General features: G+C 42.2%; 20 protein-coding genes. 5 read left to right on the plus strand and 15 right to left on the minus strand.

From position 1 onward, the window contains the following. Positions 1-7: 7 nt before the first annotated feature. Entirely contained in the window at positions 8-481 is a 474-nt protein-coding gene (locus tag ACQKL0_RS13250) for a flavin reductase family protein (RefSeq protein WP_402990613.1), read from the minus strand. Positions 482-1014: 533 nt separating this feature from the next. Between ACQKL0_RS13250 and ACQKL0_RS13255 the strand changes: the two genes are divergently transcribed. Beyond that, entirely contained in the window at positions 1015-2310 is a 1296-nt protein-coding gene (locus ACQKL0_RS13255; RefSeq protein WP_427688032.1) for an MFS transporter, read from the plus strand. Between the two features lie 142 nt (positions 2311-2452). Here the strand turns inward: ACQKL0_RS13255 and ACQKL0_RS13260 are convergent, their stop codons facing one another. Continuing rightward, on the minus strand, positions 2453-4258 hold the full coding sequence (locus ACQKL0_RS13260) for a V4R domain-containing protein (RefSeq protein ID WP_402867560.1): 1806 nt from the start codon (positions 4256-4258) through the stop codon (positions 2453-2455). A 177-nt stretch (positions 4259-4435) separates the two neighbouring features. Here ACQKL0_RS13260 and ACQKL0_RS13265 point away from each other — a divergent pair, with 177 nt between their 5' ends. The 4 genes from ACQKL0_RS13265 to ACQKL0_RS13280 all read left to right on the plus strand — a co-directional run bounded on the left by ACQKL0_RS13265 (position 4436) and on the right by ACQKL0_RS13280 (position 8728). Next, positions 4436-5332, plus strand: coding sequence for an alpha/beta fold hydrolase (locus ACQKL0_RS13265; protein ID WP_402955397.1), 897 nt, complete (start codon positions 4436-4438; stop codon positions 5330-5332). 24 nt (positions 5333-5356) lie between these two features. Continuing rightward, the gene (locus tag ACQKL0_RS13270; RefSeq protein WP_402990616.1) at positions 5357-6526 is read left to right on the plus strand and encodes an acyl-CoA dehydrogenase family protein; all 1170 of its coding nucleotides are present in this window, start codon (positions 5357-5359) and stop codon (positions 6524-6526) included. 90 nt (positions 6527-6616) lie between these two features. Next, positions 6617-7597 carry a VOC family protein gene (locus ACQKL0_RS13275; protein ID WP_402867557.1) on the plus strand — a complete coding sequence of 327 codons (981 nt, stop codon included), beginning with the start codon at positions 6617-6619 and terminating at the stop codon, positions 7595-7597. A 90-nt stretch (positions 7598-7687) separates the two neighbouring features. Next, positions 7688-8728 (plus strand): AbrB family transcriptional regulator, encoded by a 1041-nt coding sequence (locus ACQKL0_RS13280; RefSeq protein ID WP_402956026.1) that lies wholly within the window; start codon positions 7688-7690, stop codon positions 8726-8728. A gap of 403 nt (positions 8729-9131) precedes the next feature. On the opposite strand, the gene ACQKL0_RS13285 is transcribed toward ACQKL0_RS13280, so the two are convergent. The 13 genes from ACQKL0_RS13285 to ACQKL0_RS13345 all read right to left on the minus strand — a co-directional run bounded on the left by ACQKL0_RS13285 (position 9132) and on the right by ACQKL0_RS13345 (position 21213). Further along, positions 9132-9935, minus strand: a complete 804-nt coding sequence (locus tag ACQKL0_RS13285) for an arsenite methyltransferase (protein WP_403123404.1) — start codon at positions 9933-9935, stop codon at positions 9132-9134. 26 nt (positions 9936-9961) lie between these two features. Continuing rightward, entirely contained in the window at positions 9962-10246 is a 285-nt protein-coding gene (locus ACQKL0_RS13290) for an iron-sulfur cluster biosynthesis family protein (RefSeq protein ID WP_402867554.1), read from the minus strand. A gap of 34 nt (positions 10247-10280) precedes the next feature. Continuing rightward, positions 10281-12050, minus strand: a complete 1770-nt coding sequence (gene arsA / locus ACQKL0_RS13295; protein ID WP_402867553.1) for an arsenical pump-driving ATPase — start codon at positions 12048-12050, stop codon at positions 10281-10283. A gap of 1 nt (position 12051) precedes the next feature. Then, positions 12052-12423, minus strand: a complete 372-nt coding sequence (arsD, locus tag ACQKL0_RS13300; protein WP_402955379.1) for an arsenite efflux transporter metallochaperone ArsD — start codon at positions 12421-12423, stop codon at positions 12052-12054. A gap of 88 nt (positions 12424-12511) precedes the next feature. Then, positions 12512-12931 (minus strand): arsenate reductase (thioredoxin), encoded by a 420-nt coding sequence (gene arsC / locus ACQKL0_RS13305; protein WP_427688035.1) that lies wholly within the window; start codon positions 12929-12931, stop codon positions 12512-12514. A gap of 31 nt (positions 12932-12962) precedes the next feature. Next, on the minus strand, positions 12963-14021 hold the full coding sequence (gene arsB, locus ACQKL0_RS13310) for an ACR3 family arsenite efflux transporter (RefSeq protein ID WP_427688037.1): 1059 nt from the start codon (positions 14019-14021) through the stop codon (positions 12963-12965). 11 nt (positions 14022-14032) lie between these two features. Then, the gene (locus ACQKL0_RS13315; RefSeq protein WP_427688039.1) at positions 14033-14350 is read right to left on the minus strand and encodes an ArsR/SmtB family transcription factor; all 318 of its coding nucleotides are present in this window, start codon (positions 14348-14350) and stop codon (positions 14033-14035) included. A 168-nt stretch (positions 14351-14518) separates the two neighbouring features. Next, positions 14519-15934: a SpoVR family protein gene (locus ACQKL0_RS13320; RefSeq protein WP_427688041.1), complete on the minus strand. Its 1416-nt coding sequence runs from the start codon at positions 15932-15934 to the stop codon at positions 14519-14521. Positions 15935-16090: 156 nt separating this feature from the next. Further along, positions 16091-17167 (minus strand): YkvI family membrane protein, encoded by a 1077-nt coding sequence (locus tag ACQKL0_RS13325; RefSeq protein WP_427688042.1) that lies wholly within the window; start codon positions 17165-17167, stop codon positions 16091-16093. 126 nt (positions 17168-17293) lie between these two features. Further along, positions 17294-18403: an o-succinylbenzoate synthase gene (gene menC / locus ACQKL0_RS13330; RefSeq protein ID WP_403123386.1), complete on the minus strand. Its 1110-nt coding sequence runs from the start codon at positions 18401-18403 to the stop codon at positions 17294-17296. A gap of 15 nt (positions 18404-18418) precedes the next feature. After that, positions 18419-19213, minus strand: coding sequence for a GNAT family N-acetyltransferase (locus ACQKL0_RS13335; RefSeq protein WP_427688045.1), 795 nt, complete (start codon positions 19211-19213; stop codon positions 18419-18421). Further along, a complete protein-coding gene (locus ACQKL0_RS13340) occupies positions 19203-20357 on the minus strand; it encodes a M20 peptidase aminoacylase family protein (protein WP_402990640.1) in 1155 nt (384 codons plus the stop codon). Before ACQKL0_RS13340 ends, ACQKL0_RS13335 begins: the two co-directional genes overlap by 11 nt. 13 nt (positions 20358-20370) lie before the next feature. After that, positions 20371-21213 (minus strand): MurR/RpiR family transcriptional regulator, encoded by an 843-nt coding sequence (locus ACQKL0_RS13345; RefSeq protein ID WP_402990643.1) that lies wholly within the window; start codon positions 21211-21213, stop codon positions 20371-20373.

Here is a 21213-nt window from a genome sequence, read left to right on the forward strand (position 1 = left end):
TCTCCTTTTATGAATTGACTGTTTCTACCGCATTCAACTGATGATATTTACCACTGAAGAACAATAACGGATTTTTATCTTCAAGATGTAAGTCGATTACTTTACCAATGAATAATGTATGGTCACCTTCTACATGTTCCGATACGACTTCACATGCAATTTGGGCGATGGCCCCTTTTAATACAGGTTGTTCAGCCAATGCTTCGAATTCTACTGCATCACCAGGTCTCCCAGCGAAATGACGTGAATAATGCTCTTGGTCTTCGGCTAAAATATTAACTGTGTATTTTTTGGATTGTGAAACTTTCTCTAAGAATTTTGCTTTATGTCCAACGGAAATTAAGACAAGCTTAGGATCCAATGATATTGACACGAAACCATTTGCCGTCATTCCATGTGTTTCACCTTCGTTTTCTGTTAAAAGAACGGTTACACCTGTCGCAAACTTTCCCATTGCATCTCTAAATAAACGATCATCCATCCTAATTCCTCCATTCGTAACTGAATAATTCAATCATAAATCAGTCCATTTAAAATTATCATTGTATTTTTTATTGAAAATTCAGATAAAAACAATAAAATTGCACATGAAAATAAATTTGAATTCTTTGTGAATTATTTTTACAAAAAATCAGCTGTATCATATATCCTTCCATTAAAAATTCCACATTGTAAATCGGAAATTTTTCTTTTTCATTTTTGTTCTCTTTCAAAACACAAATTAGTATCCTTATTTTTTTGCTTGTAAATCTCTTTTTTTTCAAATAGAATTCTGTTCATGGAAGAAAAATTCCCGAATTTTCCCACCATTCACTATTATTCTTGTAGAGAAAAGTGAAAATAATGGTGAAATGTGTGCCTTTACTTACAATAATGGAGGTGTTTGATGATTCCAATGCCAAATTGAAAGCGCTATCACTACTTTTCAGAAAAAGACAGAAGTATCAGACCACCAATACTTTTTTGAAAAACAATTGTGGATGGGGAAAATACGGTAATACAAGGGGGATTTTCATGCGTTGGGTTGTATTAGCTTTTCTATTCTTACTATCTGTTTTAAATTATACGGATAAATCGGTTTTAGGATTAGCCGCAGAACCAATCATGACTGAACTGAATCTATCTTATGATCAGTTTGGTTTAGTAGGAAGTAGTTTCTTCGCTGCTTACGCTGTCGGAAGTATCGTTTTAGGTACCTTAACGTATCGCTTCAACACAAAATACTTATTAATGATGATTGCTACTGGATGGACCATTTCATTAGCAAGCGCTTATTTTGTAGAAACGTTAACACACTTAATTATACTGCGTGTTGTCTTAGGTTTCTTCGAAGGTGGTACGCTCGGTCTGTGCATCGTGCACTTAGCACGATGGTTCACTAGTTCACAACGTGGCGTCGCTGCAGCTATCATGACTTCTGGTACAACAGTTGGAACGTACTTGGCTGCACCACTTTTAGTTAAAGGCATCACGAATTTTGGTTGGCAGCACACTTTCGCATTATTAGGGATAGCAAGCTTTGCATGGGCGATCCTCTTCTTCTTCATGAGAGACGAGCCAAAGCAACCCCTCATCGAAGACGTAAAAAGTTTAGCCTCCAACAAGGAAGTACCGTTCAAACATATCTTTAAAGTATTCATCAACCCTTATGTATTATCGATTTTAGTTGTAGGTTTCGTATCCATGTGGATTACAACTTGGGTCCTTACATGGGCACCAACTTACCTAACACAAATCGTGGGTCTTGAGCCACAGCGTATGGGCTTAATCTTCGCTGCAATGGGCATTTCAGGAACAGTGTTCGCAATTTGTATAGGTAAATTCACAGACTACTTATTCAAGAAAAATAAAAGCCTTATCAAATCTTATGATCGTGTATTAATTACAGTATTGCTGGTCGGCGCTGCTTCTTATGCGATGACCACGATTGTCGCTTCACCGGTTCTAGCCTGTTTGTTCCTAGGGATGGGCTTAATCATAAACACTTGCTTATTACCGTTAAATACAGCGATTAAAACATTGATCATTCCGAAAAATCTAGTAGGTAGCGTAACGGGTGTCTCATTATCCATTTCAAGTATGGCTGGAGTAATCGGGCCATGGATTACCGGGTACTTGATTACACAAGCAGGCGATAACGTGCGGTCAGGCTTCAACTTAGGTGTGTTGGTCATCGTTAGTTTATATGTTGTTACGGCCATCGTGTTAGTAGCCACACGTAAATTAAAAATCACCGCAACTGAAAAAGAAGATGCTCGTCGTGCTACAGAAGAAGAGCAGATAAACCTTGACATCGCCCCAGGGCGATAATACTCAACCATGGGTTCATCACATGTAAACAGACTGAAGACAAACTCAAAGAATGAGTTTGTCTTCAGTCTGTTTTGTTTATAAAAGCGGTTTACGTAACTCTTCCATCCATCTCGAGCCTAATGGTTGATAGACTCCGCTCTTATCTTGCAAATTCCTCGAAGCTTAAGCTATCCGACAAGATCAGTACCTGAATGACTAATAAGGTATACGCTGCAGTCGATGCGTCTTTCAGTGAAATTTGTAGTTGCTCTTCGATTTGCTTGATACGATATTGGATACCGCCGATAGATAACGTCAACTCGTCCATCGTTTCTTTCAAGCGCTGACTATTTAATAAATAGACGTAAAGCGTATGCAATAATTCCTTTTTACGGGGATCATCAAAATTGTATAAGTCTTTTAACGTCTTCTTCGCCATTTCGTGCAGATGCTCCATGCTCATGTTCTTTACGATATCCCCAAGCATTCCTAAATCTTCGTAATCCGTTAGCAGCTTATCGTTGGGAAAGCGCTGTGCAACACGCGCCTCTTGTAGCGAACGCTCGAAATCTTTGAAGTTACTAAATGTTCCGCTAAGCCCGATCGAATATTTATAATTGGCATTTTGCTTCTCCATCTTTTGAAAAATTTTCGTGATTTTCTTATTCCAGCCTTGCTTATCACTATTTAGCGAATTGAGGAGCGCAATTTCCTCACCAAGCACTGCAAAAATACAAGGCAAATCCCACTCTTTTGCCAACTTGGACAGCTGTGTCAACTGGTCATGAATGTCGATGATTTCTTTATTTTTCTTTTTCTTTTTGACACTGATAATACCTGTAGAGAACGGCGGCTGAAATTTAAATGGTAAAAATTTATAGTAAGATTCGATATCTTTAATTTTCCGATTATGAATTAAGCGCTCCAAAAGTGAGCTACGCATCCTTTGTTGCTCTTCAAACTGCGCCTCCTCATATAAAATACATAAGGCCACCACCGTAGAAATCCGCTCTAAAAATAAGTGGTCGTTTTCATCCATATCCTTTTCATCAAAGTAGAAAAATGAACAAGTGGCATAATTCCTTTTGTTAATAAGAACAGGTGCCGTCAACTTCCTGAATGTTTCGCCTTTGTAATGCGAAACGTTATGCGTATCGTCGAAATGCGATAATTTCACCTTATCTTTTTTTATTGCTAGTTGCTGTTCTTCCGTTAAACCAAAATGGCTTAACGCATTGCCATGGATATCCTCAATCAAAATCGATATGTTCAACAGCTCGGACGCAACCTGAACAATTTCATCCATCGAATGTTTATCTGTTACTTTTTGTGTGAGCTGACTATTAAACAATGAAATTTTCTCGAGCACTTGCTTATGGTGTAAAAGTGCATCATAAGTCATTTCAAGTTCAGATAAAATGTTGTCGTTTTGATAAAGGTGGATAAGCTCTTCCTCATCTTCGAGCCAATCGCTCTCCAAGCGCACTTTAAACTCACAGCACGGATCACCTTTTGCGACGCACTTGTACTCAACGGCAATAATCGATTCACCATACTCATAGGTCAATGCACCACTTGCAAACCCACATAACATATGACAAACACATTCGTTTGCTACACCATAATTTTTTAGGTGTAACGCGGCTTCGAATGATTCTACCCATTGTCCCCACGTATCGATGCATTCAACCGTGCCATCTGGATGTCGCACAATTTCCCCCATGAAAATTACATCCTTCACGTGACCTAAGCGTGAATGTCTCTTACCGACTGGATCTATCGAGTCTTTATTTTGAAGCATCTTTCTTGCTGATTCCATCCCGAACTCTTTCCCAAATCGAAATAAAAATCCTTTTGTTTTATGAGAACCAATGTTGTTGAACAAGCTGTTCTTTAATGTATGGAAGGCATTTGCCGACATTAAAATATTCTTCGTTTCGCTGGAATCAAATGCAATTTCGCTCATTAAAATCACATCCCCTTTGACTATCTATTCCTCATATTACAAAAGTGAAATTGATTTTTCAATAAATTTTAAAGATTAACACTATTCTTTCAATAAAAATCAGTATAACGTTTGAAATTATTAACAGGTATACTCAAAACAGAAAATAAAAGCACATCAGTATGAGGAGGCAAAGCGATGACAATTCTTGAAGGGTTTCATAATAGTTACATATTGGCAAACGGTGTACGTACACATTATTCCTGGGCTGGAACAGAAGGACCAGCTGTAATTTTACTGCATGGTGCAGGACCTGGAGCATGCGGCGCAGCAGGTTGGCGTTTTATGTTACCTGCATTAGCTAAAGCTGGCTTCCGAGCATATGCAGTAGACCAACTTTCAATGGGCTTCACTGACGCCCGCCCTCACGCATGGCCTGTAAATGGTCATCAAAGCCTAGTCGATCATGTACATGATTTCATTGAAGCATTATGCCTCGACGAAGTATCACTTGTCGGCAATTCACAAGGTGCTTACGTTGCAGCTAAATATGCCATAGACCACCCCGAAAAAGTAAATAAAATTGTTTACATCGGTAGTAATACCATCTATCAAGCGATGCATGAAGTACCTGAAAGAAAGCTGCGGTCATTCTTAGAAGTGATTGGTTATGACTATACAGAAGAATCCTTACGTAAATTCATGTACCGTAATTCAAGCGAAGACACGGTCATTCCTGAAGAACTGATTCAACTACGTCATCAAGCGGCAACCCGCCCAGGCGTTAAAGAATCCAATCAGGCGTTCGATGCCTACTTAGCGAGGATGAACGAAGAGCCGAAGCTTTGGGATCGTTACTGCATGAAAGATACCTTACCAAAATTGAAAATTCCAGGCCTATTCATTTGGGGTAAGCAAGACGCCGTTGCACCAGTGGAGACAGGTTATAAACTCGAGAAATTATTACCGAACATATCATTTGAATATATAGAAAACTGCGGTCATCAAGCTCAAACGGACCAACCGGAAATCGTGAACAAACTTGTCGTTGACTTTTTGGCAGTGGAAAAAGATCAAGCCGTTACAGCACAATAAACTATTTTTGAAAGGATTGATCAAATGGTAACAATAGTTGAAAGTAAAGGGCTGTATGAAGAAATTATGCAAAAAGCAAAGCGCATCGGTGAAGCCGCAGAGTTAGAAGCAATCGAAGCTGATCGAAATTCGACCGTGTCCCCACGCATCGCGGAAATTATCCGTGAGGAAGGCATTCACCGTTTGATTTTACCGAAAGAGTTTGGTTATCCACAACTCGATTGGCATACATTCGTTGATATGGTAAGCACAGTTGGTTACCATAACTTATCAGCTTCATGGTTAACCTACTTCTTCTCCGTGCATAACTCTTGGGTTTGCTACTATCCTAAGCACATTCGTGATGAAGTCATTAACCAAGGTGGCTTTGTAGCTGACGTATTTGCCCCCATCGGTAAAGTGGAACCAGTTGAAGATGGCTATGTCGTTTCCGGAAAGTACAATTTTGTAAGCGGTATCAATTACTGTGATTGGGTTGGCGTTGGCGCCATGATGAAATTCGAAGACAATGACAAGCCCGAACGTGTCGGCATTTTATTGAAGGTTTCTGACTTGGAAGTGGTAAAAACTTGGGATTCCCTTGGTCTTCGTGGATCAGGCAGTAATACATTGATCATTGATAATGTTTTCGTTAAGCCTGATGCCATTTTACGCTTCAGCAAAATAATCGAAAAGAGCCAACCGCCATATGAAGATTTCGATCAAGACTATTTATATTACAATACACCATTCTATCCTGGCTTCTATGTAGGGTTCGCCGCAATGGCTGTTGGTGGTGCAGAGCGTGTAGTTGACGAGTTCGAAAAGCATACAGCCGGCCGCGTCCGCTTCTCTGGCATAAACGAAAAGGATTCTCCCACAAGCCAACGCGTGCTTTCGGAGTTAAAGCTAGAAATGATTTCTGCAAAAAGCTTATTGAACGAATACATCCGGATGATGGAAGAAGATAAAGGTGGTCCATACGAAGGAGCAAAATATAAAGCGATTCGTGCAAAAATCATCGATAAGTGTACACAAATCGGTGTTAAGGCCCTACTGACTTTAGGTGGGCACGCATTATTAAAAGGTCATCCGGTAGAAATGCACACTCGTGACCTGATGGCAATCGCCACACACATTACTTCTTTATATGAAGACGGCATATTAGGATACGGTAGAAATTTATTCGGCGTTCAAACAAACATTCAAGGGTAATTTCAGCATCGGAAAGTATGATGGATAATGATTGAAATCATATTTTCCTTGTCCTCTTATTAAAAAAACATGACTATGAGGTGAATATAAATGGAAAAATTTCTTTACGCACCGGAAATTGCAAAATTAGGACACGTAGCTTTAGTATCAGCAGATCTTGAAAAATCTTTATGGTTCTTCCGCGACACAATCGGGTTAGAAGAAACCGAAGTGATAGATGGTGTACATTACTTGCGCGCTTGGGGCGATTTCGAACACCATACATTATCCATTACAGCTGGTGAAACTTCTTACATCGATCACATTGGCTGGCGCACAAAACGTCGTGAGGACGTAGCAACTTTCGCTAAATTATTAGAAGATGCTGGTACAGAAGTACGTTGGATAGAAGCAGGCGAAGAAGTAGCCCAAGGGGAAGCAGTCCGCTTCGAATTACCAAGTGGTCACCGCTTTGAACTGTATTACGATATGGAAAAAACACCTGCTGATGAATCTCGTAAATCAGTGCTTAAAAACCAAACGTATAAATCTTGGGCCAAAGGTGTATCACCACGTCGCATCGACCATGTTAACTTACAAACTTCACAAGATAACGCTGTGATCGTAAATTACTTACAACAAGCATTAGGCTTCAAGCTACGTGAATATTTCGTAAATCCAGACGATGTACAAGTCGCAAGCTGGTTATCCGTAACAAACTTAGTTCATGACGTGGCAATCATGTCTACATCCCGTTCAAAAGAACCAAACGAAATGCATCATATCGCTTATTGGTTAGACAACTCCCAAGACTTACTACGTGCTGCTGATATTTTATGCGAAGCTGATGTACAATTCGTAGGCCCTGGTAAACACGGTATTTCTCAAGCCATGTACATTTACGTAAAAGATCCAGGAAGTGGCTTACGTCTTGAGATCTTTACAAACAGCTATTTAATCTTCGAGCCAGACTGGGAGCCAGTGAAATGGACGTATGAAGAATACTTGAAAAACGGATCTGCCTACTGGGGCGACCGTCGCCGCGATGACGTAGATCGTGAAGCACAAGTTAAGGAATTAGCGAATTCATAATAAATTGACCACCAGCCATTCATGATGAAGGATGCTGGTGGTTCTTATGCGATGAATATTATATAGGAAGGGGTGTCTCTATTGAAGGCAATGTTAAAAGTGTTAATCTTATCTTTCATTGGCGGTTATATTTTTAGCTTGCTGCACATCCCTATTCCCTGGATGCTTGGCCCAATTGTTGTCGTCATGTTAGCTCAATTTGTTTATAAAGGACCGCTTAGATGGTCCAGCCAAATGCGTGATTTAGGTGTCGTCATGGTCGGGACCGCGATTGGTGTACAATTCAACACCGATTTATTCGGCATGATGAGCTCCATTTTACTTTACATGATAACCCTAAACGTCATTTTGATCGGCGGTTCAATCGGCATCGCCTACTTAACGAGCAAATGGACAAAAATCCCGGTGAAAGCTGCCATATTAGGCGCCATCCCAGGCGGTTTAGGACAAATTGTCGTCTTTGCCGAGGAAGAAAAAGTTAAAGAAATCGGCGTTATTTCTTATTTTCAAGTAATTCGACTTTTACTGGTCGTTGTTTTCGTACCATTTATCGTCGCTGGCCAAGTAATGAGCAAGCCACCAACTGACGCTAAGCTAACAATCAGTTTAGTACTACTAATTGCACTTGCTTGGGGTTGCTCTCATGTAATGAAACGCATCCATTTGCCAGTCGCATTTTTCATTACACCCATTCTTTTATTCATTACATTGCAACTCACAACACCACTGGCAATGCCTCAAATACCTGGTATAATCATGGATGTTGCTCAGTTACTAATCGGTGCCCATATCGGACTCATGCTCAAGCCGCATATGATCAAACTGCCGGTACGCATACTTGTAGGGGGCATTTTCAGTGCCTTCGCACTGATTGCGCTAACATTTGGATCAAGCTTCTTCATGTCCTTTGCATTGGATACAACCTTCGCTACAAGTTTCCTAAGCACCGCCCCAGGGGGCTTAGATCAAATGGTGTTATTAGCGAATGCAGTGCATGCAGATGTCTCGCTTGTTTCAATGTTCCAAACGTTCAGGCTCCTGTTCATCTTTATTTTAATTATGCCTTTGATGAAGATGTATTACCGTTGGCAAGGAAAAAAGAAGTTGCCTAGCATCAAAAGAGCCATGTAGTAAAGTACCGATCATGGTTCATGTTAAAATCTATATACCTATGGATAAGACGCTCCGATGATTGAAATTCATTCAGTGGGGCGTTTTTCGAATCTGATGAATCGGTGAAATTGATTACCATATAATAGTAGAAACGCGTTCAAAAAAACCAAGTATCTACATGGAAGTCTGTGGGATAGATTGCTACAAATGCGATGAGGTTACGGATATTAGAGATTCAAATAGATAGAATACCATTTCTTGAACGAACCGGGAAAAATAAAAGGCATGAGCCCTGTACAATACCGAACTCACGCCCAAGGAACTGCATATCAGTTCCTTCCTCGACAATAATAGACTATATGCAGTTGGTCATGTTCTTCTTAACTGCTTACATATAACTAACTTCTAGTATTCAGCCACTCTACTTCTCCGCCTGGATAATCGCTGAGACAATATATTCTTCTACCTTATGTTCCGGTGCCCATTCCTTGATGAATTCTTTGGATTCATCTTTAGGGATAATGGAGATGTTCTTAAATCCAGCTTGTTTCATCGTCTCGGACAATTCTTCAATTGAAGATGCCCCGGCGATGCATCCGGAGTAGAGGTTCATATCCGTTTGCAATGCTTCAGGCAGATTCGCAGTCAACACGATATCGGAAATCGCTAATCTCCCGCCTTTTTTCAGAACACGATAGGCTTCCTGAAAGACTCTTCCTTTATCCGGGGATAGGTTGATGACGCAATTCGACATGATCACATCAACGAATTGATCCGCAACAGGCAGATGTTCGATTTCCCCTAAACGAAATTCGACATTTACGAATTGATTTTTTTCGGCATTGCTCCGAGCTTTGCTAATCATTTCCGGTGTCATGTCAACGCCTATGACTTTTCCTTTTTCCCCCACTTTAGGAGAAGCCAAGAAAGCATCGAACCCTCCCCCGCTCCCAAGGTCAAGGACGGTCTCCCCCTCTTTTAAGTCCGCGATCGCCTGAGGATTTCCACAGCCTAATCCCATGTTTGCGCCATTCGGGATATTTTGAAGCTCTGCTGTGGTATATCCCATCTTTTTAGAAATCTCTTCGACGGAAATATTTTGGTTTTCTTCGGGTGTACAGCAGCTTGGCGCACAACAGCTGTCAGAGTTCACGACTTTAAGGGCGATTTTTTTATAATTGCTTCGTACGCTTTCACGAATTTCATCTTTTTTCATTTCACTCATTCTCTCCATATCCTTCCTATTCATATTTAGCAGCAAGAGTTTTCATTATATCCTGTAAGCACTATGCCCATTTCACCATTTTCCTCTTCTACATCTATGGTTACATCTGATAACTGTTCCTTCATCTCAGATTGAATGGCAATGTTCACCCCATTCACTTCTACCACCATATCATTTGTTTCTGCTTCTTGTAAGGCAACGCCAAGGTTCATTCCGCAACACCCTGCAATTCCATAAAATCGTAGAGTGGATACGTCATTTGCCTTCATCGCTTCTTGTAAATACTCTTTTGCTTGATTGGTCATTTTCATGTTCTATTCCTCCAATAGGTTTCGCATGTCATTTTTACATGTCCAGAATTTGATGCAATTGCTTGATTCCCTTTGGCTCTTCCCGGCTCCAAGGGAGAATGACAGTTTGGTTGCCGGATAGCTCTTTCACTTTCTCAATCCATTTCTTCTCTCCCTTTGCTTTCCTGGTAAGCATCGGTTCCATTGTATCCGTGACGAAAAAACTTTGGTTGATGAGCCACCAATGGATGGATATATTCGCCCGTTTCAAATCTGCTGCCAATCGTTTTGCTTCCAAAACAGGTGTCATCTCAGGAAGTGTCGTAATGATGATGCTCGTATAGGACCCGTCTCTTAATTTTGGCAACAAATCGCGTACCGGCTCTGGTATATCACCAGAAGAACGGGAAATTTCTTTATGATAGGCTTCAGATGCATCCAATAATAGAAGGGTATGACCTGTTGGTGCCGTATCAATTACGACCATGCTATCTTTGGACTGCGCCACAACATTGGCGAGTGCCCGGAAAACGGCGATTTCCTCGGTACAAGGAGATTCCAAGTCTTCTTTTATGAAGGCCAAGCCTTCTTCATCCATCGTTTCACTTGCTTTGGAAAGCACTTCATCTTTATACTCTTCCACGACTTTCTTCGGATCGATGCTGCTTATCGTTAGATTGTCATATAAGGTGTTATCATCAAAAGTCCAAGCAATGTGAGCGGCTGGATCCGTGGTCGTTAAGTGGACCTTTTTCCCTTTTTCGGCGAGTCCCAAGGCGACAAGTGACGCTACTGTCGTTTTTCCTACCCCGCCTTTTCCCATCGTAAGGATGACCCGATGGGAGTTTGATTCATAATAATCCACCAAATCTTTAATAGAGTGATGAGAGATCGTTTCTATTTCATCTAATAAGTTTTCAGACTCCCCATATGTTTGAGTGAACCATTTCTCCATGTGATTGATTCCTGTGATGGCAAATGAAACAAGAGGCAAATAAAAAGTCGGATGTTTTTTCAATGGATTCGGAATGTCTTCCAATGCCCGCTGTTGTCGGTCATGCAAGGCATTTGCATAACGATCACCTCGATCCGTCTGTTCGAAGACACCGTTCACGATCAAGAGTTGATTGGCAATCCCGATTTCCTTCAACTCATCCGACGCACGTGCCGCTTCCCTCAATGGTCCCTCTTCAGGTCGGCTCACAAGGACTAGTGTAGTCTGCCCTTTGTCCGCCAACACCTTGACGGCCTTCTGATACATCTGCTTCTGACTTTCCAATCCCGCTAACGGACCCAGGCAAGATGCCCCGTTTGTATTTACATCTAAAAAACCGGACCATGCAGTTGGTAGTTGCAATAACCTCAGCGTATGACCAGTTGGTGCGGTATCAAATACAATCCGGTCATATTCCTCCGTAATTGTTGAATCCGTCAAAAGGGTCGAGAATTGGTTGAATGCCGCAATTTCTACGGTGCAAGCCCCTGACATTTGCTCTTCCATCGTGGCAAGCACCGCATCTGGTAACTTTCCTCTATACGGGGCAACCATCCGTTCCTTGTATTCGGTTGCCGCTTGGACAGGGTCCAAGTTCAGGGCATACAGGTTCGATGTGCCCTTGATCAATTGGGGATGATTGGTTAACGGTTGCCCGAATACATCTTGTAAGTTCGAAGCGGGATCTGTACTGATCAACAGAACTTTTTGTCCTTGCTTCGATAAAGAAAGGGAAAGCGAACTTGCCACGGATGTTTTCCCCACTCCACCTTTGCCTGTGAAAAATATAAATCGCGTTTGTGGGAAGAATTCATCAGTGAATAACTTCATGTCAGCTCTCCCCATCTTTTTGCGTCTTCAGTGACAATCGCACTTTCGGCTTTTGGATCAGTTCCTCAACAGAGAACCCCGTCCACCTTCCCAACTCCTCATTACTTGGATAGCTCCCTGTTCGTACCACGTTTCCATCAACGAAAACAATCGGTAAGACATCCGGACCCTTTTCGTTCAATAACGTACTAACTTGTTCATGTTGCATGAACTGTTCGGTATCATTGGTTAAATTATATCGTTCGATCGGATAATCCTTTTTCTTCAGATTACTTGTCACAAAAGACATCCTTAATAGCTCAGGGTCGATTGAAGGACCGCATACACCTGTAGGGCAACACATGGCAGGGTCAAAAATCTGTATTTCTTTCATTGAAGTCACTCCTTTTTATATAAATAAGCAGATGCCTATATTACGGATAAATCAATAGCCAAGTAATTTTCCTTGGCTATTTGCAGGCTCATTCTCCCATTTCAGCGAATTCTTCGATCCGTTCGCCAATTTCATCACGCACGCGTTGGAAGAAGGACCACTTTTCCTCATCGGTTCCTTCCGCTTTGGCTGGATCATCAAAACCCCAGTGGACTCGCTTTACTTGTGGAGGCGTGGTTGGGCAATGCTCGTCTGCATGCCCACACAATGTAACCACTAAATCTGCATGATTCAAGGTTCCCCTATCAATCACATCCGATGTTTGATCGGAAATATCGATGTTTACTTCCCTCATCGCCTTAACAGCATTGGGATTCAATCCGTGAGCTTCAAGGCCTGCGCTTTTCACAATCCAATCCGGTAAGAGCCTTTTCGCCCAGCCTTCAGCCATTTGGCTGCGGCATGAATTGCCTGTGCATAAGAAGTAGATGGTTTTTCTATGTGTCATGAAGGTTTCCTCCTGTATTGAAAACAAACAGTTATAATTTAATGGTCCGGAAATATTTCTTATCCCAACGTAGAGCGACATGGACGAGAGCAATCAGTACCGGCACTTCCACGAGTGGTCCAATGACCGCCGCAAACGCCGCACCGCTGTTGATTCCGAATACGGAAACAGCCACGGCAATCGCCAGTTCAAAGTTATTGCTTGCTGCCGTAAAGGAAAGGGAAGCGGTAACCGGATAGGATGCACCCGCCTTTCTTGATGCAAAAAACGATACGGCAAACATGATTAAAAAATAGATGAAAAGCGGTATCGCAATCCGCACTGCATCAAGGGGCAAGGCAATGATGGTGTCCCCTTTTAAAGAGAACATCATGACGATCGTAAACAATAAAGCAAACAAAGTTAACGGCGAAATCTTGGGTAAGAACTTATTTTCATACCACTCATTCCCCTTAATTTTCAACCCAATGAATCGAGTCAACATCCCTGCTACGAATGGAATACCAAGATATATCATGACGCTTTTCGTGATTTCCCACATCGATATCACGACAGATAGGTTTTCCATGCCGAATACACCAGGCAACACATTCAAGAAAAAGTAGGCGAATACGGAATAGAATAGGATCTGGAATATCGAGTTGAACGCCACGAGTCCCGCTACATACTCCCTATCTCCTCGCGCCAGATCATTCCATACAATGACCATTGCAATGCAACGGGCCAAGCCAATCATGATCAACCCGGCCATATACTCCGGATAATCGTGTAAAAAGATAATTGCAAGGAAAAACATTAAAACCGGCCCTAACAGCCAGTTTTGAAACAAGGAGAGCAGAAGCACTTTCCAATCCTTGAACACGCGCCACATTTCTTCGTACTTCACTTTTGCAAGCGGTGGATACATCATGACGATTAACCCAATTGCGATTGGTATAGAAGTAGTTCCTACCGAAAAGGTATCTAATACACTTTTGAAATCGGGTACCCATACCGCAATCATGACTCCGACGAACATCGCCACAAATATCCATAGAGTAAGATAGCGATCCAAGAAGGATAATCGCTTTGTTAAACTTTTATTTTCCATCCGCTTCTCCCCTAACATGATGAAGAATTACATTCCGTTGAACAACATGGAGCCTGAACAGGTTCTAAAGAATCGATGATGGCTTGAATATAGGGCTGTTGAACCTCATTCAATCGAAAATGTTTCCATGTTCCCTTTTTTCTTTCTAAAATGATTCCTGCATCTTTTAATTTTTTCACTTGTTGACTGACTGCTGGCTGGGAAATCTGCAGGATATCCACAAAATCACATACACAAACTTCGCCTTGTTTCAGACATGCCAATAACTTTAATCGGTTCGGGTCGCTCACGGCCTTTAATTGACGAGACATCTCCTCGATTTGGTTCATCTAGTGTCCTCCTACCATACATAACTAAATGCTTATATAATATATTACTTATGTTATCACGATTGGTTTGGCCGTTGCAAGAGTTTTGGCTTGGAGAGATTTTATCAGAGTACTTCTCGAATTGCCTTCATGAAAAAAGACTGCCGATCTCCCGGCAGCCTCCATTCCTTATAAATATTTGCGGTGAATCCCTTTTCCGTCATAAGAAAACATGACTTCTTTGCCTTCCATGACCGATTCCATGTGCACGGGACGTCCCCAGAGCTGGTGGATATAAGGCAGGACTTTTTCAAGATATTTCAGGTCGAGTTCAATATCTTCGTACCAATGTTTCAAATACAGCTCGCCATTTCGCATATAGTCGCCGTCATTGACCGTGATATACGGGAATCCGCCATTCACTCGCATGCTGACGAGCTGATCGCGCACCTGTTCCCATGCCTTATCAACGATTTTGTAGTCTTTGCCTTGCTTTTGAAATAAGTACATATCCTCCCGCATGACGAGATCTTTGGTCAAATAATTACGGAGGAAGGAAATATCCGATTCTATTTCCCTGACTTCGAACATTTTTTCCCGGCCCGTTCCTGGCTTGATGCCGAGCTTGAGCATTTCCTCTGTCGGGTTATCATAGCGTTCTTCGATATCTTCAAACACCTTCAGCCCTAGATAATAAGGATTGATGCTCGTGCGTGATGGCTGCACGACTCCCGCATTCAGTTTCGCAAATTCAATCGATTCGCCAGAGGTCAAATCCAGTTCACGCATGATCCTTTGATGCCAGTACGATGCCCAGCCTTCGTTCATGATTTTCGTTTCGAGTTGCGGCCAGAAATAGAGCATTTCCTCACGGATCATGGTCATGATATCTCTCTGCCAATCGGTTAAATCCCTGCTGTATTGTTCAATGAATAGCATGATATCTTTTTCAGGCCGTGGCGGGAACTTCTTACGCCTTTTAGCGGTCGGATGCTTCTTCACATCTCTGTCTTCGAGATTCCATAAATCATCATACTCCGTCGCTGCCGGCTTGATTTCCTCCTCCTCTTCCTCATCCTCCATCGTCCAGGCAAGCTTCGGCCTCATCAGTGATGGGTCGATATGTTCCTCGATGGCAAGAAGGGCATCAAGGAATGTTTCCACTTCCCGCTTGCCATGCAACACTTCGTATTCCCGGATTCTTTCTGCCGTGGCCGACATGCTTTCTACCATATCCCTCTTGGTGTTCCGGAAACGGACATTATTCTTGAAGAAATCACAATGCGCCAAAACATGCGCCACAATCAATTTGTTTTGCACAAGTGAATTGGAATCCAACAAGAACGCATAACATGGATCAGAGTTAATGACCAATTCATAGATTTTGCTTAATCCGAAATCATATTGCAGCTTCATTTTATGAAATTGTTTCCCGAAGCTCCAATGTGAAAAACGGGTAGGCATTCCATACGCACCAAATGTATAAATGATTTCCGATGGACAAATTTCATAACGCATCGGGTAAAAATCCAATCCGAATCCAGTGGCTATTTCTGTGATTTCACTGATGGCATATTCCAGAGCCTTCTGCTCCGATCCATTCATCTTATATCCCCCTAGTCTTTTGTCTTTAGTCTAATGTATGAAAAAAGGGCGGAAAAATGCTTTGTTCCTTCTTAAAGGGCAATCGTACATAGAAAAAAGACATCCTCCAAAAGGGAAGATGTCAGGAATCAGTAGAACAGGCACTCTTTCTTACTATTACTTGGCTATTTCTGCATGTAATGCCCGTTTTTTCGTTTTTGAGCGAACCCACGAAATGATAAGAGCTGCAATGATGACAAAACCTAAATATCCTGTAAGAGGATATACCGTACCAACCAATTTAATGAAGCCAACAAAGCTGGCAAGGAAAGCTAACATCCCTACGACGGTGACCGAGATTTTAAAATTCTTTGTTTCGGAAGGTACAAGTCTAGCAGTAAATGCGTACAGCATACCAACTGACGTATTATAAATCATGCCTAACAGCACTACGGACAGAATATTTCCCAACCAAGGCGAGATTTCATTTGCTAAATAAAGAGTGGGCATGCTTACTCCCTCAATCGATTTAAGGTCGGACATCATCCCCATATTGATTAGAAGTAATAAAATCCCTAAACCTATCCCGCCTAAAATGCCTCCCATTCCTGCTTCTTTCTTGCTTTTCATTGTGCCTCCCATTACGGCCAACATCGCGATTCCAGCCGTCATATTATAAGAAACATATAGCAATGAACCCATTAGCCAATTTCCCGTTGCGGCCGTTTCTTTACTGGATGAGGCAATGATTTCACTGAAGCTAAGATTTGATGTAAAGAATGAATAACCCGCAATGACAATCATGATGATGAATAAGAATGGCGTTACGGCACTAATGATCGACATGATTTTATCGACTTTAAGCAAAAGCGTTCCAATGGTGAGGATCGTCATGATCGCGGCACCCACGATACTTGGGATGCCAAATTGTTCTTCGAAAATAGATCCGGAACCTGCAATCATGATCACCGTTACGCCAAATAAGAAAAAGGTAATGATCACATCGACAACCCTGCCTAGATGACGGCCACAAAGGTGATCGATTATGCTTTTATGAGAGCGTGTTTGAAGCGAGCTCCCTAACTCCGTAACTTGCATTCCAAGGAAAGCGAATAATACAGTCGCTACGACAATTCCCAATACACTATAGATTCCAAAGCTCGTGAAAAATTGCAATACTTCTTGTCCTGAAGCAAAACCTGCCCCTATGATGATTCCAATATATGCGCCTGCTAGATTGATACTGTTCTTCATGGAAATCCACCCAAATTTAAAGATAATTCTGACAATTTAGTGCATGGGTAGCTTTTGGCTACCTCACGTTTAAAGCTCCGCCAATCTTCAGTAAGAAAATACCAAAGCTTGGCGGACTCAACCTGCTCAATTTTTGTATCGTTTACTATAGGAGGTAAATTCATCGACAATGGTCGTATCTACTTCGTATCCAATACCTGCCGTCTTTGGCACGGTGATGACCCCATCTTCCACCGTCACTTCCGGCTTAATGATGTCTTTATGCCAATAATTCGCAGAAGCGGCCGTATCTCCAGGCATTGTAAAATTATCAAGTGTGGTCAATGCGATATTATGTGCACGACCGACCCCAGATTCCAACATGCCACCGCACCATACTGGCACGTTTCGCTCTTTACATAAATCATGAATTTTCTTAGCTTCCGTTAAGCCACCCACTCTACCAATCTTGATATTGATGATTTTACAGCTTCCCAAATCCAGCGCCTTTCTGGCATCTTCGACGGAATGTATGCTTTCATCCAAGCAAATCGGTGTTGTGATGCTCGCTTGCAATGTCGCATGATCGACAATATCATCCGATGACAAAGGCTGCTCGATCATCATTAAATCGAATTGATCCAGCTGTTTCAATAATTCGATATCCTTCAAACGGTAAGCCGAGTTTGCATCCGCCATGATCGGTACATCCGGATAACGATTACGTACTTCCCTGATAACATCGACGTCCCAGCCCGGCTGAATCTTTATCTTGATTCGTTTATAACCATCTTTCAGTCCATTCTCGATTTTTTTCAATAAATCTGGAACGGTTTTTTGGATACCGATACTGATGCCGACATCGATTTTATCCAGCTCTCCACCTAGTGCCGTGCTCAGTGGAATGTTCTTTTCTTTCGCGTACAGATCCCAAATAGCTCCTTCGATTGCCGATTTCGCCATATTATTTTTCCTAATATGAGCGAACAGTTCCGCTACTTCACCCGGGTGCTCTATTTCTTTATCAAGCACGAGCGGAATCAGGAAATCCTCCAGCATCGTCCAGTTCGTTTTGATGGTTTCTTCGTTATACCATGGCGCGGCAAAAGCTACAGATTCAGCCCATCCTGATAATCCCGCTTCATTTTTCACCTCTACTAAAATAAACTCTTTATCCACGAATGTACCAAAGCTAGTTGTGAATGGAGCAATCAAATCCATATTCAGATGACGTAAACGCACTTCTTTTATTTTCATGTTTAATTCCCCCACTTATTTCTGTTTTTGTAAGATGTAATGTTGAATGTTGTCCTCTTTGATCCGTTCAATTCCCACTACAGCATATCCCTGGGCAAAGAGGTATTTGAATATCTCTCTTGTTTTCGAACGCCAATCAATCGCCAACGAAAGATTTTCCTTCTTCATTTTTTGTATCTCCGTTGGTATCGGAATGGCAATGATGTCTGCATATGTATCCAGCCTATATTCCGTGATGACTGGAAAACCTTGTTCATCCTTTTCTACCGTCACTAGTTGTGCCGCTTCACTAGGGAGATTCGCATCTGCCTGCAAATCTTGATTGATCGTCCATTCCACCATGAAGCGATCTGTCGACAGCCCTTCATTAAGTGAGCCTTCAAGCTTTCCGTAGCAATCTTCCATATAGGTACGGCAAACTGCTTTAAGTTTTCCGATATTTAAATTCGCATTCACGCTTTCCAATGGATCGTATGTCCAGCAAATTAAGTCGTAGCCCTTTTTCAGTGCTTCTTCTTTTTGTGCCAATTTAAGCAATCTTCCGTATCCCTTCTTTTGATGTTCCGGGTGGATCGCCAACAAGTGTGAGCAAAGAAAGACCTTGCCATCCTTAAATCCAGGGAAGCTGTATTGAAAGCCCACTAACTGCTCATCGAGGTAACCGCCTATGACAAGCCCCCCGTTTTTAACTGCCGTCAGCGTCTGGTGGGTTGGTATGGAATCCATCCCCCATACAAGCGTCTCCAATTGTTGCACCTCTTGTAACTCTTCTAATGTCGATAATGATTTGATGTGTAATTCATGAGTCATGGCGATCCCCTTCTCCATATTTATCGAAAGTAAGAAGGATGGCTTTCGTTACAATTTCGATCCCCGAAAGCAGCGCTTCTTTATTAAAGGTCATAAGTGGATGATGCAGGCCTGGCGTTAAGCCACAACCCAATCCAAGCATCGTCGCTTTAATGGTCGGTTTCTTCAACGTATAAAAATGAAAATCCTCTCCACCAGTCGTAATGACGGGAGGCACCAAATTTTCTTTACCGAGTGTATCTGTTATGGCTTCTGCCATGATGGCTTGGGCTTGTTCGTCGACATGTGCAGCGGCTACATATGCACTTGGTTCAAGGGTAATTTCAACGCCATTGGCAATGGCCAGAGCTTGTGCGATTTTCTTCACCTTCATGGTCAATTCCTTCATGACATCATTATCCTGGGCGCGCAAGTCCAGCGAAAAAGTAGCCTTCCCTGGAATGATATTCGAACTTTCCCCGCCTGCAGAAAACTGCGTCATTTTCACGGAATAAGGGATGGAGGGATTAAGATGGATGCTGTTCAACAATGTGATGAAAGAGGCCCCGATCTCGATTGCATTTTGACCTTGATGGGGCCTTGCACCATGTGCATCCGTTCCTAGGATTTCGCCCTTTATGAACTGTGCTGAGCCATGAACGATGGCTGGTGCCGCCTGGCCATCGCTCACTTCCTCCGCAGGCCTTACATGCACGCCATACAGAAAATCTATATCATCGACGACTTTTTCCTCAATCATCTTCAAGGCACCCGTTCCTTTTTCTTCTGCAGGCTGAAAAAGGAATTTGAGTTTCCCTTTTGGTTGAAAGTTCATTTCCTTCAATACAAGGAAAACGCCAAGAGCCAGAGTCATATGCCCATCGTGGCCACATGAATGGTTGGCCTGGAATGTGTCATTCACTTCTTGCCATAATGCATCGATATCCGATCGTAGGCCCACCGTGAACCGGCCTTCCCCCATCTCACCAATCACGCCGGTACAGTCGGAAAATCTTGTCACGGTACATTGGTTTTCCGTTAAAATGTCCGCAATGAAGTCTGTTGTCTTCACTTCATTCCAACTCGTTTCTGGATGAGCGTGCAGATGGTCAAATATCTCGATGATCCGTGGTCTTAACTTTACAAGCGATTGTGTTATATCCATTTCCAACTCCCCTTCAGAAGAAAAAATCATCCTGTTTAAATGTGTCGTATTTAGACTTTCTATCTTTGAATCCTTGTTCGTCTTTTATTGAGACACCCGCTACTAAACTATTCAATAAGGAAAATAAAACAGGTGCTGTATCGATGGTCGAAGTCTTCGGCGTTGATACCGGTAATAAGACATCCGCGAAATCTGCAAGAGGGGCAAGTTCGGAGTCGGTAATCCCGATCACAAAGGCCCCAGCCTGTTTAGCCATCTCCGTAATTTTCACCGTTTCTTTCACATAACGGTGAAAGGATATCGCTATGAAAACGGAACGTTCCGTCATTTTATCCAATTGTAAAAAGATATCGTCTGTATCCGGCCGGTATAAATGAACATCCTCCTTCACAAGCCTTAGTGTGAACGTCAGCCAATGTGCGGCCGAAAAGGATAAACGATGTCCGGAAATTAAAATACTATCGGCTGACGTAATTTTGTCCACCGCTTTTGTAAAATCCTCATTTGATAGATTATGTATGGTCTTTTTGATGCTCTCGATATCTTGTTCCATCACTTGTGCCATGAAGTTTGGCTCGTTTGCGACTTCGAGTTTAGAAGTATGGTATTCATTCAAGCTACTGCTCTCGAAAATCAGCTGATTGCGAATCAGTTTTTGAAGTTCAGCAAAACCACTTAGCCCTAGCGAATAACAAAAGCGAATGATCGTGGTCTCACTCACGCCAATTTCTTTCCCTAACACTTGAGCTGGACTGACGGCAAATGTATGGGCATGAGTCAACAAGTATTTGGCCACTTTTTTTTGCCCAGTCGTTAATGCCGGGAATATCTCTTTTGCTTTTTGCTGAACATCCAT

The organism is Peribacillus sp. NPDC097264, from assembly GCF_050277925.1.
Classification (GTDB): Bacteria; Bacillota; Bacilli; order Bacillales; family DSM-1321; genus Peribacillus.